Source organism: Thermocrinis albus DSM 14484, assembly GCF_000025605.1.
Lineage (GTDB): Bacteria > Aquificota > Aquificia > Aquificales > Aquificaceae > Thermocrinis > Thermocrinis albus.
The window spans coordinates 435,678-450,740 of the sequence record NC_013894.1 but is presented as its reverse complement, the minus strand read 5'-3'; the positions used below and the strand labels follow the sequence as shown (position 1 = coordinate 450,740).

General features: G+C 48.5%; 17 protein-coding genes and 1 tRNA gene. 12 read left to right on the top strand and 6 right to left on the bottom strand.

All coding sequences use genetic code 11. From position 1 onward, the window contains the following. Nucleotides 1-17 precede the first annotated feature (17 nt). Both THAL_RS02305 and THAL_RS02300 read right to left on the bottom strand, forming a co-directional pair. Nucleotides 18-734: a Rieske 2Fe-2S domain-containing protein gene (locus tag THAL_RS02305; RefSeq protein ID WP_012991504.1), complete on the bottom strand. Its 717-nt coding sequence runs from the start codon at nt 732-734 to the stop codon at nt 18-20. Between the two features lie 8 nt (nt 735-742). Further along, nucleotides 743-2,065: an FAD-dependent oxidoreductase gene (locus tag THAL_RS02300; RefSeq protein ID WP_012991503.1), complete on the bottom strand. Its 1,323-nt coding sequence runs from the start codon at nt 2,063-2,065 to the stop codon at nt 743-745. Nucleotides 2,066-2,229: 164 nt separating this feature from the next. Here THAL_RS02300 and THAL_RS02295 point away from each other — a divergent pair, with 164 nt between their 5' ends. Further along, a complete protein-coding gene (locus THAL_RS02295; RefSeq protein ID WP_012991502.1) occupies nt 2,230-3,489 on the top strand; it encodes a S8 family peptidase in 1,260 nt (419 codons plus the stop codon). Further along, nucleotides 3,459-4,469 (top strand): histidine kinase, encoded by a 1,011-nt coding sequence (locus tag THAL_RS02290; RefSeq protein WP_012991501.1) that lies wholly within the window; start codon nt 3,459-3,461, stop codon nt 4,467-4,469. Before THAL_RS02295 ends, THAL_RS02290 begins: the two co-directional genes overlap by 31 nt. On the opposite strand, the gene THAL_RS02285 is transcribed toward THAL_RS02290, so the two are convergent. Then, complete coding sequence (locus THAL_RS02285) at nt 4,453-5,031, bottom strand: tRNA threonylcarbamoyladenosine biosynthesis protein TsaB (protein WP_012991500.1); 579 nt, start codon at nt 5,029-5,031, stop codon at nt 4,453-4,455. The genes THAL_RS02290 and THAL_RS02285 overlap by 17 nt on opposite strands. Then, nucleotides 5,028-6,476 (bottom strand): Asp-tRNA(Asn)/Glu-tRNA(Gln) amidotransferase subunit GatA, encoded by a 1,449-nt coding sequence (gene gatA / locus THAL_RS02280; RefSeq protein WP_012991499.1) that lies wholly within the window; start codon nt 6,474-6,476, stop codon nt 5,028-5,030. The genes THAL_RS02285 and gatA overlap by 4 nt, the downstream gene beginning before the upstream one ends. A gap of 19 nt (nt 6,477-6,495) precedes the next feature. On the opposite strand from gatA, the gene mtnA reads away from it, so the two are divergent. The 9 genes from mtnA (at nt 6,496) to THAL_RS02235 (ending at nt 12,968) form a co-directional block, all read left to right on the top strand. Next, nucleotides 6,496-7,452: an S-methyl-5-thioribose-1-phosphate isomerase gene (gene mtnA, locus THAL_RS02275; protein ID WP_012991498.1), complete on the top strand. Its 957-nt coding sequence runs from the start codon at nt 6,496-6,498 to the stop codon at nt 7,450-7,452. Beyond that, a complete protein-coding gene (gene hslV / locus THAL_RS02270) occupies nt 7,449-7,967 on the top strand; it encodes an ATP-dependent protease subunit HslV (protein ID WP_012991497.1) in 519 nt (172 codons plus the stop codon). Before mtnA ends, hslV begins: the two co-directional genes overlap by 4 nt. A 1-nt stretch (nt 7,968) precedes the next feature. Further along, on the top strand, nt 7,969-9,261 hold the full coding sequence (gene der, locus THAL_RS02265) for a ribosome biogenesis GTPase Der (protein ID WP_012991496.1): 1,293 nt from the start codon (nt 7,969-7,971) through the stop codon (nt 9,259-9,261). Nucleotides 9,262-9,272: 11 nt separating this feature from the next. After that, nucleotides 9,273-9,761 (top strand): ADP-ribose-binding protein, encoded by a 489-nt coding sequence (locus THAL_RS02260; protein WP_012991495.1) that lies wholly within the window; start codon nt 9,273-9,275, stop codon nt 9,759-9,761. Then, complete coding sequence (locus THAL_RS02255; RefSeq protein ID WP_012991494.1) at nt 9,762-10,784, top strand: chorismate-binding protein; 1,023 nt, start codon at nt 9,762-9,764, stop codon at nt 10,782-10,784. Then, the gene (gene cmk / locus THAL_RS02250) at nt 10,781-11,431 is read left to right on the top strand and encodes a (d)CMP kinase (RefSeq protein ID WP_012991493.1); all 651 of its coding nucleotides are present in this window, start codon (nt 10,781-10,783) and stop codon (nt 11,429-11,431) included. The genes THAL_RS02255 and cmk overlap by 4 nt, the downstream gene beginning before the upstream one ends. A gap of 13 nt (nt 11,432-11,444) precedes the next feature. Next, nucleotides 11,445-11,531 (top strand) — tRNA-Leu (locus THAL_RS02245). A gap of 7 nt (nt 11,532-11,538) precedes the next feature. Further along, on the top strand, nt 11,539-12,333 hold the full coding sequence (locus tag THAL_RS02240) for a TIGR00282 family metallophosphoesterase (RefSeq protein WP_012991492.1): 795 nt from the start codon (nt 11,539-11,541) through the stop codon (nt 12,331-12,333). Beyond that, nucleotides 12,330-12,968 (top strand): hypothetical protein, encoded by a 639-nt coding sequence (locus THAL_RS02235; protein WP_012991491.1) that lies wholly within the window; start codon nt 12,330-12,332, stop codon nt 12,966-12,968. The genes THAL_RS02240 and THAL_RS02235 overlap by 4 nt, the downstream gene beginning before the upstream one ends. Here the strand turns inward: THAL_RS02235 and hisG are convergent. Both hisG and tpx read right to left on the bottom strand, forming a co-directional pair. Next, nucleotides 12,937-13,548 carry an ATP phosphoribosyltransferase gene (gene hisG / locus THAL_RS02230; protein WP_012991490.1) on the bottom strand — a complete coding sequence of 204 codons (612 nt, stop codon included), beginning with the start codon at nt 13,546-13,548 and terminating at the stop codon, nt 12,937-12,939. The two genes, THAL_RS02235 and hisG, sit on opposite strands and share 32 nt — an antisense overlap. An 11-nt stretch (nt 13,549-13,559) precedes the next feature. After that, a complete protein-coding gene (gene tpx, locus THAL_RS02225) occupies nt 13,560-14,069 on the bottom strand; it encodes a thiol peroxidase (RefSeq protein ID WP_012991489.1) in 510 nt (169 codons plus the stop codon). Between the two features lie 106 nt (nt 14,070-14,175). Between tpx and THAL_RS02220 the strand changes: the two genes are divergently transcribed. Then, nucleotides 14,176-15,039, top strand: coding sequence for an SDH family Clp fold serine proteinase (locus tag THAL_RS02220; RefSeq protein ID WP_012991488.1), 864 nt, complete (start codon nt 14,176-14,178; stop codon nt 15,037-15,039). The last annotated feature ends 24 nt before the right edge of the window (nt 15,040-15,063 follow it).

Genomic DNA, 15,063 nt, shown 5'->3' with positions numbered 1-15,063 from the left:
CCCCTCGGGGCCCCATTTCAGCAGTGGATAACTTCCTTGGTGTATCTCTTTATCTCCACAACGGTGCAACTTTCTACCATTTTCTTTGCGTTTGCCAGAGATCCGTACTGTTGTATAAGATCCTGTTTGAAGTTTTCGAAGAACTGGGTAAACTGGTCCACGCCTACTGTACCCACCGCGTATATCTTGTCTCCCTCTGTCTCCAACAGTATGGCTGCTAAAGGAAACTCCGCTGGGCCGTCCAGGACTTTGCCACCCTCTGCGGGATCAAAGAGGGAAACGTGAGCACAGCACTGTATTATTCCACCCTTTTTGGTGGTTTCGGAGGGTTTATCGGGTGGATAGTAGTTTATGAAAGAGTAATCTTTGGTGGGATGACTTAATTGATGAGGACAGATGGCGCTGTACGCCACGAGACTTCTCTTTTTACCCGCTCCACCCTGCCATGTATAACTGCCGCCGTCCTTCAGCTTCAACTCAACAGGTTTTATCTCCCTGTCTAAGTTGATGAGATAGCAGGGGGTGGATGCGTACGGGTAGAAGAAGATGTACTGGGTGTGTGGCTTTATATCCTCTTCCCTCAAGGGGGAGCCATCTTCCTTCACCAACAGGGCCTTTGTGTACCTCTTGAGGGTACCCTTTGTATTGGCAAGAGTTTGGGAGAAGATGCTGGCGTCCACAAGGGACGCCACCGCTAAGGTAGAACATGCCTTTATAAAAACTCTCCTATCCATGGCTTTCCTCACGCAAAGAGATCTCTGTACATGCCTTTGGCCCACTCGTAGGTGGCCTTTGCGAGAGCTTCAGAACGCTGGTTTATCACCTTAGGATGGGGGATGATCTTCTTCTCCTTCTCATCGTACTTGTAAGTGACACTTATCACTATAGCTTCCTGAGGGTTACCGTTCACCATAGAGTAGCAGGTGTTATCGGGAAGTTCCAGTTTATGCTCCTTACCCTTTATTCGTGAAGCTATTATGCGGGCTACAATTTTACCCTGAGAGTTGGCCATGTGACCACTCTTAGGATACGGCACACCTCCTACCACATCACCCACCAAGAAGACGCGAGGGTCTGCCTTAGCTTGGAAGGTGAGAGGATCTTGATCGGCCCACCCTGTAGGCTTACCTTCTTTGTCCTTAGCTATGAGATCGGCCATCCACACCAACTCACCCGCCTGATGGGGAGGTACAAGGTTGGCGTCGGTAAACTTAAAGTCTCCTGCTGTGGTCTTTATGATCTTGTTGACGGGGTCTACCTCCTTGATGCTAGCCTTAGGAACATACTCCACTATACCAAGGTAAAGCTGTTCGTAAGCTGCTCTAAAGCCTGGTCCTTTGGGAGCTATGTCTTCCTTAGGATCCAAGATTATCACCCTTCCCTTAACGTTGTTCTTCTTAAAGACGTAAGCTATCATAGCAGCCCGTTCGTAAGGAGCGGGAGGACATCTGTAAACGCCGGGAGGCACGGTTATGACAAAGTCACCTCCCTCAAACTCCCAAACCTTTCTCTTGAGGGCCAGATGCTCAGATCCCGGTATGAAGGCGGCAGGATAATGATACTTGGTGTACCTGGTCATATCTTTGTCCCCTTTAAACCAGGCATCGTAGTTGTACTTTATCCCCGGTGCCAGTACCAGATAGTCGTACTCTATGTAGCCGTGAGGTGTGTAGACCCTTCTTTTGTCTCTCTCTATGGCTACAACGGTGGTGTTGATGAATTTGTAACCATATTTGGAAGCAGGTTGTAGGTAGTCGTGGGATATAAAATCTAGGTCCACAAAACCCGCCAACCACTCGTTGGATATGGGACACGAGAAGAAGTTGGGCCTCTTCTCTATGAGTACCACATCTATGGAAGGATCTTCCTTCTTAAGGTATTTGGCCACCGTAAGACCGGCCCATCCACCACCACATATAACCACTCTGTTACCTTTGGGAGAAGGAAGCATAGCGGACATCTTAACTACACGTTCCGCTGCTGAAAAGGCAGGTTTTGAAAGTAACCCAGCCCCCAAGATACCTACACCGGCTACTTTGAAAAGATCCCTTCTTGAGATACTCATGGCCCACCTCCTTAATTTTTTAGTTCTACATCAAACATTATATGTTCTACTTGTTGAAGGTGTTATCAACAGTTGGTTATAGCATTATAAGGAGACATAATATAAGCCTCTACTTATATTCAAAAATCCTCATAAAGCTCTGTTTTCCTTTATAATAACGCTTTATGGTGCTTAGAGTTTTATGGATTTTTGTTCTGAGTTTTGTTTTTTCCTTTGGAGAGGAACTTATAGTAAAGACAAAAGGAGATCCTCCTCCCCAACTAACGGTAAACGGAGACAGGTTAAAGCTGGTGAAGAAGCTACCCCTTCCCAACACAGGCCTCTACAGAGTGGAAGGGAGGGCGGAGGTGAGGGAGCTGACCTTGAGAGCCCAGAGCCTTCCCAACGTGGTGTATGCGGAACCCAACTACAGAATAAAACCTTACCTCATACCCAACGATCCCCTCTACGGATATCAGTGGTATCTACCTGTGGTGAAACTTCCGGCGGTCTGGGATATAAGAACTTCTGCTAGCGTAATAACGGCGGTTCTCGACACGGGTATAAAACCTTCTCAAGATCTGGACGGTAGGATTTTAAAAGGTTATGACTTTGTGGACAACGACCAGGACCCTACAGACACCTGTGTTGATTCTCACGGGACTGCTGTGGCCAGTATCATAGCTTCCCTCACCAACAACAACTGGGGAATGAGTGGTGTCACGTGGAGTGGACAGGTTCTTATGGTGAGGGTGTCAGACTGTAACGGCGGAACTCTGAGTGCGCTTATAGAAGGGCTTATCTATGCGGCACAGGGTCCGTATCCTGCCAGCGTGATCAACATCTCTTTAGGTTCGGCGGATCCCGGTTCGTGTCCTCAATCTCTTCAGGAGGCTATAAATACGGTACTTTCCCAACCCCAAAGACCCGTCATAGTGGTTGCTGCAGGAAATGAAAGCAGTGATGCTAGCCGGTACTTTCCTGCCAACTGTAATGGTGTCATAGTGGTGGGGGCAACCGATACGCAGGGTAAAAAGGCATCTTTCTCCAATTACGGCGATAAGGTGGACATCTACGCTCCCGGTAGCAGCATCTTGGTAAACGTGGGTGGAGATGTTTTTTATAAATGGGACGGAACTTCTTTCTCCACGCCCATCGTATCGGGAACGGTGGCCCTCATAAAGAGTCAGAGGCCTGAACTGGAGTGGTACCAAGTGAGGGATTATCTTAGGCTTTCAGCCAGTTATACCTCCGATGGTTTTCCTTTCCTCAACGCTTACATGGCTTTCCTTACAGCCTCCAGCTATCAACCTTCCCAGGTGGTGGCAGCAGGGGGTGGTGGCGGTGGATGTCAGATAGGAGGTGAGGCCTCCGGTTGGGGATACATATCCCTTATAGTTTTCTTAATCCTGCGATGGATGGTAAGAAGGGTGTCAGTGCCTTAGAGAGATTTTTCCTCAGTTTGCTTTTGTTGATAACTCTGCTGGTGGGTTTTGGAAGTGTGAACCTCTTTCTGTATGTGGAACTGAGACGCCTTTTGGAAGATACGGTACGCTTGCAAGCCACAGCTCACTTCTTCATGTTTTTGGCCGACAGAAGCTACAGAGGTGACGAAAACTTTAGGGTACTGACAGGTCCTCTCACTGATCTGAGAAACGTCTTTCTGTTCAGGGATCCTTCTGACCCGGTGCGCACGGTGGCCGTGCAGGTAAAGGAGGGATTTGTAGAGAGCCGTATCAACGGCATCTTCCTGCGACTGTTGATGGTGGAGTTTCTTCTCGTGTTTCTTCTGGCTCTCCTTTACGAGATGATAATAGGAAGCTTTGTGAGACGTATAAGCCAAAGGGAGGATTACACTCACCTGTTGGTGAGATCCTTAGCTCACCGTGCCTTTAACTTTATGGCCGTTCAGAAGATGAACATCACTCTTCTTAAAAAGAGATACCAAGACTCTCCCCTACTGGACAGGTTGGAAAAAAGTTTAAGGAAGTTTGAACTGGATATGGGTCTTCTGATGAGACTGGCAAGAGGCGAGGTGGATACAAGGAGGGAAAAGGTAGATGTATGCCATATTATGCGACAGCTCTACCAACTTCTTGAAGAGGAGCTCTCTAAGAAGAGGTTTATTTTCCGGTGTAAAGAAGGTACGTCTCTTTACATGGCTCCTGCCGACGCTGAGGAACTTATTTACAATCTTCTTTACAACAGTGCCAAGTATTCGTTAAGTTTTGTCCACGTGAAAGTGTGTGAAAAAAATAGGCGTGTCCTTATAGTTTTCAGGAATGATATGATGGAAGGTCTACCTAAGGGAGGTGCGGGTATGGGTACGTACTTGGTGAGGGAAATCCTGAAAAGCTACAGAGGCAGTATGGAGATAAAATGGAGAGGAAAGTATTACACCGTCTTTGTCAGGCTGGAGGCCTGAGATAGAGGGGTTCCAACCACATAGGATCTTCTCCCTTGTACCCCGACAGGAGGGCTTCGTAGGCCCACACACCACCGTAGAAAGAGAAGGGAAAGATGCGATAAACAAAGTGAGCCTGCGGATAGTGTTGATGAAGGCTCACTGTGCTGCCCGTGGGAGGGTTATCCTCCAAAGGCTTCACGGGAGATAACTCCCTTCCGTCATAAGTTCTGTAGAACAGCTTGTTACTGACCCTCAGGACGGCAACACGAGGTAAGGCCATAGGTGTGAACTCCAACATCATATGTAGGTTCTCGTAAGGAATCACGGGTTTTTTGGTAAGGTAAGCCCAGGTTTTCACCAGAGTAAGCCCTATACGGAGGGGATTAAGATATCCCACGCCCACCGAGATGGCAAAGGCATCCACCTCCAAAGGATGTATACCTACCTCCTTCAGAAGGAGGGGAAGGTTCTCCAAAGTCTTCCTGTTGTTGTCCCACATACATAACTTAAGGAGTTTTCCATCTTCAAAGACAGAGACGTTCACGGAAGAGAAGGATGTGTCAAGAGAGAGGAGGATCATGCCACAGGTGGAAGAAGTTCCCAGTGACGGTAGTAGTGTTCCCAGGCGTAAGAAACTCTGAGAAGTAAAGCTTCGTCAAAAGCCTTGCCTATAAGCTGTACGCCTACTGGAAGACCGTTCCACATACCTGCAGGTATGGAAAGACCGGGAAGATTGGCCAGGTTTACGGAGACGGTGAATATATCTGAAAGGTACATCTGGATAGGGTCCTGTGTTCTCTCTCCGAAAGGAAAGGCAACGGTGGGAGAAGTCGGTGAAACTATAAGGTCCACCTTCCTGAAGGCCTCCTCAAAGTCCCTCCTTATGAGGGCTCTTACCTTCATGGCCTTAAGGTAGTAAGCGTCGTAATAACCAGCCGAGAGGGCAAAGGTACCCAAAAGGATCCTGCGCTTCACCTCCGGACCGAATCCTTCATCCCTAGTTTTGGCGTAGAGTTCTTCTATACTGTTGTAGTCCTTTGCTCTGTAACCGTAGCGCACACCGTCGTAGCGTGCCAAGTTGGAGGATGCTTCGGAAGGTGCTATAACGTAGTAGGCGGGGATAGAGTACTTTACGTGAGGTAGAGACACCTCTGTTACTTCACACCCGTTTTTCTCCAACCAACGGAGGAAGTTGTCAAAGATCTCCTTCACACCCTCTTCCACCGGATACTCTGTAAACTCCCGTGGCACACCTACTTTCAAACCTTTTATGTCCTTCTTTATCTCTTCCGTGTAACGAGGTACCTCCTTGGGAGCGCTGGTGGAGTCTTTGGGATCATACCCGCTTATCACTTCCAGAATGAGGGCCATGTCCTCAGTCCGACGGGCAAAGGGTCCTATCTGGTCTAAGGAGGAGGCAAAGGCCACAAGACCGTATCTAGAAACCCTACCGTATGTGGGTTTTAACCCTAAGACACCGCAGAAACTGGCTGGCTGTCTTATGGAACCTCCCGTATCGGAACCTAAGGACAGAGGTGCAGATAGAACCGCCACGGCAACCGCCGAACCACCCGACGAACCACCTGGAACCCTACCAGTGTCCCACGGGTTTCTGGTAGGAAAGAAGGCAGAGTACTCGGTAGAAGAACCCATAGCAAACTCATCCATGTTGGTTTTCCCCACCACTATGGCTCCGGCTTCCTTTAACCTCCTTATCACCTCCGCATCGTAAGGAGATACGTAGTTTTCCAAGATACGGGACGCGCAAGTAGTTCTTGTCCCTTCTACGTTGATGTTATCCTTTACCGCTACAGGTATGCCGTAAAGGGGTCTGTGGGAAGGTTTTTCTTGGTCCAGTTTTTTGGCCACTTCTAAAGCTTCATGGTAGAGGGGTGTAATGTAGGCTTTCACTTTGTCCTCTGTGGCCAAAAACCTCTCGTAAAAGGACTGCACCACCTCCGACGGTTTTACCTCTCCTTTGCGCAAGAGCTGGAGAATCTCCACCACCGATTTTTGCCACAACATGCAGAGTATTATATTACGCATGGAGGTGAAGGCCTTCTTTTGGAAGAAAACTCATCTGTTACTTTTGGACCAGAGAGTGTTGCCCCATAAGGAAGAGTGGTTGGTGTTGGAGGATCACAGGCAGGTGGCACAGGCCATAAAGGATATGGCGGTAAGGGGTGCTCCTGCCATAGGCTGTGTGGCTGCCTATGGCTTCGTTCTAGGTGTGAAGAAGGGATATCCTCCGGAGGAGGTTTATAACACCCTCAAGAACACGAGACCTACAGCCTACAATCTCTTTTATGCCTTAGATCGCGTTACGAGAGCTTTGAAAGAAGGAGCGGACCCAGAAGAGGAGGCGGTGAAGATAGAAGAAGAGGACTACAAAGCCAACAGACAGATGGGTGAGATAGGAAAGGATCTTGTGCCTGATAACGCACGTGTGCTTACCATATGTAACACGGGAGCTTTGGCCACAGCGGGATGGGGTACCGCCTTAGGTGTTATAAGGTCCGCTCATAGGGCAGGGAAGAAAGTGTTCGTATGGGTGTGTGAAACAAGACCTTTCCTGCAAGGAGCACGCCTCACAGCATGGGAACTTCTCAAGGAAGGTATACCTCACAGTATTATCACCGATTCCACCGCCGGTTTTCTTATGAAGAAGGGAATGGTGGACTGTGTGTTGGTGGGGGCAGACAGAATAACCAGGAGGGGAGATGTGGCCAACAAGATAGGAACTTATACCCTATCGGTACTGGCCAAACATCACCGCATACCCTTTTATGTGGTGGCACCTACCTCTACCTTTGACCCCCACATAACGGACGGAGACACCATACCTATAGAGGAAAGATCTCAGGAAGAGGTAAAGTCCTTCCATGGATGCAGGGTGGCTCCAGATGGATCACCCGCTCTCCACTGGGCCTTTGATGTAACACCTGCTGAGAACATAACAGCTATAATTACCGAAAAAGGAGTGGTAAAATTACAAGGATGACCACTGTACTGGTGGTGAGAAGGAACGGCAGAACGGTTATGGGAGGGGACGGACAGGTAACCTTAGGAAGCTCTGTGGTAAAGCACGGAGCCAGGAAGATAAGGAGACTGTATCACGACAGTGTGCTGGTAGGTTTTGCAGGATCCGCAGCGGACGGACTCGCTCTAATGGAAAGACTGGAGTCTAAGCTGGAGGAGTTTAGGGGAAGTTTGGTAAGAGCGTGTGTGGAGTTGGCAAAGGAGTGGCGTACCGACAGGTACCTGAGGAGACTTGAGGCCTTTCTTCTGGTGGCAGACAGGGAGCATATATTCCTCCTGTCAGGTGGAGGAGATCTTTTGGAACCGGATGAGCCTATAATGGCTATAGGATCGGGTGGTGATGTGGCCAGAGCGTCCGCAATGGCACTGTACCGACACACCTCCCTCAGCGCCGAGGAGATAGTGCTGGAGTCCCTCAAGATCGCCTCCCAGGTGTGTATATACACCAACGACAGATTTGTGATAGAGAGTCTCTGATATGGGAAGAGTTCTGATAGTGGGAAGGCCTAACGTGGGTAAGTCCACCCTTTTTAACCGACTGGTGGGCAGGAGAAAGAACATAGTGTCTCCTATCCCCGGCGTGACCCGTGACATAGTGGAGGCTCAAGTTCAGTGGAAGGATAGAAAGTTCATAGTGGCCGACACAGGTGGTATCATGGAGAAAGGGGATGAGCTCACACGGGAGGTGAGAGATAAGGTGTTAAAGGCCATCAGAAAGGCCGACGTTATCCTCTTTGTGGTGGACGGAAGAGAAGGCATCACAGCATCAGATCAAAACATAGCCAAGATTTTGTATCCTTACAGAGACAAAGTGTTCTTAGTAGTCAACAAGATAGACAACAAGTCCTTGGAGAAGAACCTGTACGAGTTTTACTCTCTCGGTTTTGAAAGGGTGTTTGGAATTTCTGCAGAGCACGGGAGAGGTGTGGGGGATCTGCTGGATGCCGTTCTACCTTTTCTCAAGGAGGATGAAGAGTTATCCTACGAAGGCATAAAGGTCTCCTTTGTGGGGAGGCCTAACGTAGGTAAGTCTTCTCTCATTAACGCCATAATGGGTGAGGAAAAGGTACTGGTGTCACCTGTAGCCGGAACCACCAGGGATGCGGTAGAATTACCCTTTGAGTACGGAGGTGAAAGGTTCGTCTTGGTGGACACAGCAGGTATGAGAAGACCCAGTAAGGTGGAGTACGGTGTTGAGTTTTTCTCCGTGGGGAGAAGTATAAAGGCCATAGAGCTTTCCGATGTGGTGTGTCTTGTCCTTGATCTAACGGAAGGTGTTACCCATCAGGATCAAAAGATAGGTGGTCTCATAGAGAGGCGATACAGAGGATGCGTCATAGTGGGTAACAAGGTAGATTTGGTAAAAACACCTCCTTCGCAGCTGGAGTCTTACATACGCCAGCGTCTTCATTTTTTAGACTTTGCTCCCGTAGTCTTTACGTCAGCTATACAGAAAAGAGGCGTAGAAGATCTCCTTAAAACCATCACATTGGTGTATGCAGACTACGTTAAGCAGCACAAGACCTCTTTCGTAAACAGAGCTGTGGAGAAAGTTTTGGCTGAGAAAGAGCCACCCTCTTACCAGGGAAAGGATCTTAAGGTATACTACGCTTTTCAAGAAGGTATAAAACCACCCACCGTAGTTATCATCACCAACTATCCCGAGGGTTGGAAAGCCCATTACGTCAAGTTCTTTACCAGAAGATTACGGGAGTATCTCAACATAAAGCACGCACCCCTTAAGCTGGTCATCAGAGGAAGGGAACAGTAAAATTACTCTTTATGGAGCTGGAAGTACGTCTGGGTAGTATACTGGAAGTGGAGGCGGATGCCATCGTAAACCCGGCCAACTCTTTGGGATACATGGGGGGTGGTGTAGCCGGTGTGATAAAGAAGTACGGAGGGGAGGAGATAGAGAAGGAGGCCATAGCTAAGGCACCTATACCTGTAGGAACCGCTGTGGTCACAAAAGCCGGGAGCCTTCCCTTTAAAGGTGTCATACACGCTCCTACCATGGAAAGGCCTGCCATGGAAACCACAGAAGAGAAGGTAAGAAAAGCGGTGAGAGCATCCCTTGAGGTAGCAGATAAGGAGGGGTTCCGCGTCATAGCCATGCCGGGTATGGGGACAGGCGTAGGCGGGTTACCCAAAGATGTAGCGGCAAAGGCCATGCTGGAGGAGATAAGAGCCTTTAAACCTAAGAACCTTAAAAAAATCATTCTGGTGGATGTGGACCACCTTATGGTCCAAGAGTGGCAGAAGAACCTTTAGATGAGACTCATCCTTTCGGGAGGTTTTCTGGAAAAGAGGGGGCTTTGGGAAGCTATACCCGGAAGACTACTCTTCTTGCAGAGCATAGAAGAGATTCCCAACAGGAGAGGTTTTTTGATCATCTCCTACGGAGTTTTGGAAGAAACCTTAGGGATAAAGGTAAAGAAAGGTCCATACCCTCCCATCATCTTTGTGGAGATTGAGGACATAAAGACCTTCCATCCTCAGGAAGCTAACTACCGTCTGACACTGGAAGGCATGTCTCTGAAAAAAGATCATTACATAAAGAAGGTGAGGAGAATAAAGAACCTCATAGAGGAAGGAACCCTTTATCAGATCAATCTTTCGGTACGCTTTGATATGTCACTGGAAGGTAGCAGGTTGGGTATGTTTCTTCAATACTACATGCGCCAAGAGGTACCTTTCGCCTTCTTTCTGGATATAGGAGAGCTGTTTGTGGTGAGTGGTTCTATGGAGCTTTTCCTGAAAAGGAGAGGTGAGTATCTGTGGAGCAGTCCCATAAAGGGCACGGCCGGTAGTCCTTATCAATTACTGAAAAGTGAAAAAGATAAAGCGGAGAATCTTATGATCACCGATATGGTGAGAAACGACATGTCGATGGTAGCTCAACCAGGTAGTGTGGAGGTAGAGGAGCTCTTTGCCGTAAGAGAGTACGCCACCTTATGTCAGATGCACTCTACGGTGAGGGCCACCACCCACAGAGACTCCAGAGAGGTCCTCCTGGCTCTCTTTCCCCCGGCTTCTGTAACGGGAGCTCCAAAGAGGAAGGCGGTGGAGATCATAGACCAGCTGGAACCCCACGCGAGGGACTACTACTGTGGAGCTGCAGGTGTATGGGATGGCCAAGATATGACGCTGAGTGTTCTTATAAGAACCGCCTTTGGTATGAGAAACCAAGTCCACTACTTTGCTGGTTCTGGTATAGTGTACGACTCAGACCCAGAGGGGGAATGGGAGGAAACCCTCTCAAAACTGAGGGCTTTCTATAATAATCCCTTATGAGAATAGCTATAGATGGGCCTGCGGGTAGCGGTAAGAGTACTATAGCCCGTATGTTGTCGGAGAGACTCGGCATTCCTTACCTCAACACCGGCATGGTGTACAGACTGTTTGCTTACATAGCTATGACAAAAGGAACGACCCATGTAGATAGTCTCTTCAACGAGAAGATACAGGTTCGTGTGGATGTTGGGAAAACAGAGGTTTTTTGGGAAGGTGTCAAGCTGGAGGAAGAGCTGAGGACTGAGGAGGTAGGACAGTGGGCCTCACTGTTGGCACAGGATCCCACTTTTCGAAAGGCTATAAACCAACTCTTTTGGTCCATCATAGGCTCATCCCAGATGGTGGTAGAAGGAAGGGACGCCTCCACCCATATAATACCTGATGCAGACCTAAAGATCTTCATAACAGCCTCACCGGAAGAAAGGGCAAGAAGACGTTACATACAGCTGATGGAACAAGGTTTAAAGGTGGATTACCATGAGGTGTTGAAGAACCTCCTTGAGAGAGACGAAAGAGATGCCAGGAGAAAGGTGGCACCCCTGAAACCTACAGAAGGTGCCCTTATAATAGACACCACAGGTAAAACACCGGAGGAGGTTCTCCAAGAGATACTTCACCTTGTTGCATCAAAGGAGAGAGGCTATTAAAATTATCTTTTCAGCGGGTGTGGCGGAATTGGCAGACGCGCGGGACTCAGGATCCCGTGCCCGAAAGGGCGTGAGGGTTCGACTCCCTCCACCCGCACCATAACATCATGAGATTTCTCCTGGTAGGTGACATAATAGGGAAGCCGGGTAGAAAGGCACTGCGTTACTTTCTGGCTTCTTATCCTAGCAGTTTTGATGCTGTTATAGTGAACGTGGAAAACTCGGCAGGTGGCTTTGGTATAACTCGCAAGGTTTACGAAGAACTGAAGAAACTGGGTGTAGATGTACTGACATCTGGTAATCACATATGGGACAAGAAGGAGGTATTAGAGATAATAGATGAACCGGATCTTCTGAGACCAGCCAACTACCCCAAGGCACCAGGGAAGGGGTACGGTTTATACGAAAAGAGGGGTGTTATGTTCGGGGTGATAAATTTGATGGGTAGAGTTTTCTTGGACTGTCAGCTGGAGAATCCTTTTCTCACCTTTGATAACCTTTACGACCAGCTGTCACGCCATACCCCTATAGTGTTGGTAGATTTCCACGCTGAGACTACCTCCGAAAAATGGGCCTTTGGCATATACGCGGATGGTAGGGCCAGTGTGGTGTACGGTACCCATACTCATGTGCCTACAGCCGACCAGATAATACTACCCGGAGGGACAGGATACGTCACTGACATAGGTATGACGGGATGTTGGTATTCGGTGATAGGGATGAAACATCAGCAGGCTATACAGAGATTTCTCACAGGTATGCCCCAGCGCTACGAAGTGGAGGAGAAGGGAGACGTGGTTTTCAACGCGGTGATAGCGGAAGTGGAGGAGACTAAAGGAAGATGCGTTAAAATGGAGAGGGTACAGTTGTACATATCCCAGGAGGAGCTAAGAGAGCTATGAAACTTCAGGCTGTAGACAGGGACAGAGAGAGATTGTTGGAGCTTTTTCGCGTTTGGGAGGAGGTGAGCTACACACTCCACGAAGGCCATCATAACCACTGCAGGATCCTGTATGCTCACGTAGATGACGAGAGTTTTGACAGACTTCTTCACATCTTCCCTTCAAGGGAAGAGGCTATGGGAGCCTTTCTCAGTTACGCACAGGAACTGGGTTGGGAAGAGTTCCCCACCACCTTTGTGGTGTACGATGTAGAATGGGACGGCAATTCCCTACTGGCAGGTATCAAAACCAAGGAAGGCGTTGAGTTCTACACGCAGACGCAGTTGGAAAACATGGTGAGGAAGATGGCAGTCCATCACCGTGTGGTCGTCTACTCCTCCGATGTACTTACCTACATAAAGGATATATACCCGGAGGTAGATTCTAAGAGTTACGTTATAGCCAGAATAATAGCCAAGATGACGGGAAGCGCGCCGGATCTGGAACAAATAGCAAGACTTCACAGAGTCAGTGTAGGAACTTTAGAGGAGAGGCTGAACTTTATAGAAGAGCTGGTGGGTAATGTGGTACGACTTCCGCAGGGAGAGCTACAACTGCCCTCCATCAGTTTGCCGTTAGGATGTTTAGAAGATTGAGAATCTCCTCACGTTTGTTTCTGTAACTGGCTCTGTTACACACAAGCTTTGCTGTGGAAGGCATGATCTCCTCAAAGACTACCAGATGGTTCTCCTTAAGGGTTCTGCCTGTCTGAACCAAGTCTACGATGACATCAGCCAGTCCCAGAAGAGGTGCCAGCTCCACAGACCCACTCAGAGGAATTATGGAGCTCCTTATGCCTCTTTCTGAGAAAAATCTACGAGCGATGCGAGGGTATTTGGTGGCCACCTTTAGAAAGGAGCCCTTTTCGTACTTTTCCCTGTCTTCTTCCCTACCGGCCACCACCATCCTACAGAAGCCTATACCAAGATCCCACAGAAGATAAACCTGTGTCTCTGACTCAGCCAGTACATCGTAACCTACAACACCCAGATCCGCAACGCCGTTCTCTACATAGACGGGAACATCGAAAGGTTTAACCAGTATATACTCCTTATCCCCCTGCCTTACGCTGAGTTTTCGGCCCTCCTCCAGGGGTTCTTTCAGTATTCCCAATTTCAGAAAGAACTGTAGTGTCTCTTCAAAGAGTCTACCCCTGGGGAGGGCTATGCGTAACATTCTGAAAGAAATTATAGCAATTCCTTCACCTTGTTGATAACCTCGTCGTAGTTGGGTTCTTGGGTTATCTCGGGGACCAGTTGTACGTAAGCCACCTTACCCTCTTTGTCCACAATGAAGACCGCCCTGGCCAGTATGCCCTTAAGAGCACCTTCTCCTATGAGGACACCGTACTTCTCCATGTCTCTGTAACGAAAGTCGGAGGCTACCGTCACGTTGCCGATGTTGAAGCTCTCACAGAACCTCTTTTGAGCAAAGGGGAGATCCATAGAGACTACGGTAACATCCACACCTGTCATACCTGCCAGCATCTCGTTAAACTTCTTGGTTTCTGTCTCGCATACTGGCGTGTCCAAAGAGGGCACCGTTATGATAACTTGTACCACACCCTTCGCGCCACCTACGGTTTTCTCCTGAAGATCTTTTGTGACCACTATGGCCTCAGGTGCTCTGTCACCCACATTAGGTAAGGATCCTATCAGTGTAACGGGAGAGCCTTTTAGATTTACGGTCTGCGCCATGTTACCAACCTCCTGAGAGTTTTGTGGAGTATTCTAAAGGACACAACTGAAGTTTTCAAGATGATACTCATCAGTGTGGCAGAGATGGGGTGGTATAATACCCTTTATGGAACAACCTATGGTGAACCCTTTCGTTAGTTTTTTCAACTTCTTCTTTTGGATCCTCTTTCTGGTGTTCTTCCTTTTACCTCTATGGAAGAGGTGGGCCCTTAACAATGCCAGAAACTCTCTCATTGAGACCTTAGAGAAAAAGAGAGGTAGCAGAGTCATCACCCTCATTCACCGACAGGAGAGTGTGGGTTTCTTCGGCATCCCCATATTCCGTTACATAACCATAGAAGACTCGGAGCAGGTGCTCAGAGCCATAAGACTGACACCTCCTGACATGCCTATAGATCTCATAGTTCACACACCCGGAGGGTTGGCTCTCGCCGCCACTCAGATAGCTAATGCTCTGGCACGTCACAGAGGTCCCGTTCGTGTTATAGTACCTCATTACGCTATGTCTGGAGGTACCCTCATAGCTCTTGCCGCCGACGAGATAATCATGGATCCCAACGCGGTGCTTGGTCCAGTGGATCCCCAGATAGGACAGCTACCAGCAGCATCTATACTGAAGGTTCTGGAGATAAAAGATGTAAAGGATATAGATGACCAGACTATAGTGATGGCAGATGTGGCAAGGAAAGCCATAGAGCAGATGGAACAGTACGTCACCTATCTTCTGACTTCAAAGGGTATGGATAGAGAGAAGGCCCAAAGTATTGCCAAAGAACTGTCGGTAGGTAAGTACACCCATGACTATCCCCTTACGGTGGAGTACCTGAAGTCTTTGGGTCTCAACATATCCACCGATGTGCCCGAGGAAGTATACGAGCTTATGGAGTTGTTCCCTCAGCCCATGGGTTCTCAGGTTCCCTCCGTACAGTATATACCCGTGCCATACAGAACTCACAGAGCGGTAAAGTGATAATATTTAGTTTTAGTGCGGATG

Coding starts and splice junctions, on each gene's coding strand:
- THAL_RS02305 (WP_012991504.1), bottom strand. CDS start 734: ATGGATAGGAGAGTTTTTATAAAGGCATGTTCTACCTTAGCGGTGGCG.
- THAL_RS02300 (WP_012991503.1), bottom strand. CDS start 2,065: ATGAGTATCTCAAGAAGGGATCTTTTCAAAGTAGCCGGTGTAGGTATC.
- THAL_RS02295 (WP_012991502.1), top strand. CDS start 2,230: ATGGTGCTTAGAGTTTTATGGATTTTTGTTCTGAGTTTTGTTTTTTCC.
- THAL_RS02290 (WP_012991501.1), top strand. CDS start 3,459: ATGGATGGTAAGAAGGGTGTCAGTGCCTTAGAGAGATTTTTCCTCAGT.
- THAL_RS02285 (WP_012991500.1), bottom strand. CDS start 5,031: ATGATCCTCCTCTCTCTTGACACATCCTTCTCTTCCGTGAACGTCTCT.
- gatA (WP_012991499.1), bottom strand. CDS start 6,476: ATGTTGTGGCAAAAATCGGTGGTGGAGATTCTCCAGCTCTTGCGCAAA.
- mtnA (WP_012991498.1), top strand. CDS start 6,496: ATGGAGGTGAAGGCCTTCTTTTGGAAGAAAACTCATCTGTTACTTTTG.
- hslV (WP_012991497.1), top strand. CDS start 7,449: ATGACCACTGTACTGGTGGTGAGAAGGAACGGCAGAACGGTTATGGGA.
- der (WP_012991496.1), top strand. CDS start 7,969: ATGGGAAGAGTTCTGATAGTGGGAAGGCCTAACGTGGGTAAGTCCACC.
- THAL_RS02260 (WP_012991495.1), top strand. CDS start 9,273: ATGGAGCTGGAAGTACGTCTGGGTAGTATACTGGAAGTGGAGGCGGAT.
- THAL_RS02255 (WP_012991494.1), top strand. CDS start 9,762: ATGAGACTCATCCTTTCGGGAGGTTTTCTGGAAAAGAGGGGGCTTTGG.
- cmk (WP_012991493.1), top strand. CDS start 10,781: ATGAGAATAGCTATAGATGGGCCTGCGGGTAGCGGTAAGAGTACTATA.
- THAL_RS02240 (WP_012991492.1), top strand. CDS start 11,539: ATGAGATTTCTCCTGGTAGGTGACATAATAGGGAAGCCGGGTAGAAAG.
- THAL_RS02235 (WP_012991491.1), top strand. CDS start 12,330: ATGAAACTTCAGGCTGTAGACAGGGACAGAGAGAGATTGTTGGAGCTT.
- hisG (WP_012991490.1), bottom strand. CDS start 13,548: ATGTTACGCATAGCCCTCCCCAGGGGTAGACTCTTTGAAGAGACACTA.
- tpx (WP_012991489.1), bottom strand. CDS start 14,069: ATGGCGCAGACCGTAAATCTAAAAGGCTCTCCCGTTACACTGATAGGA.
- THAL_RS02220 (WP_012991488.1), top strand. CDS start 14,176: ATGGAACAACCTATGGTGAACCCTTTCGTTAGTTTTTTCAACTTCTTC.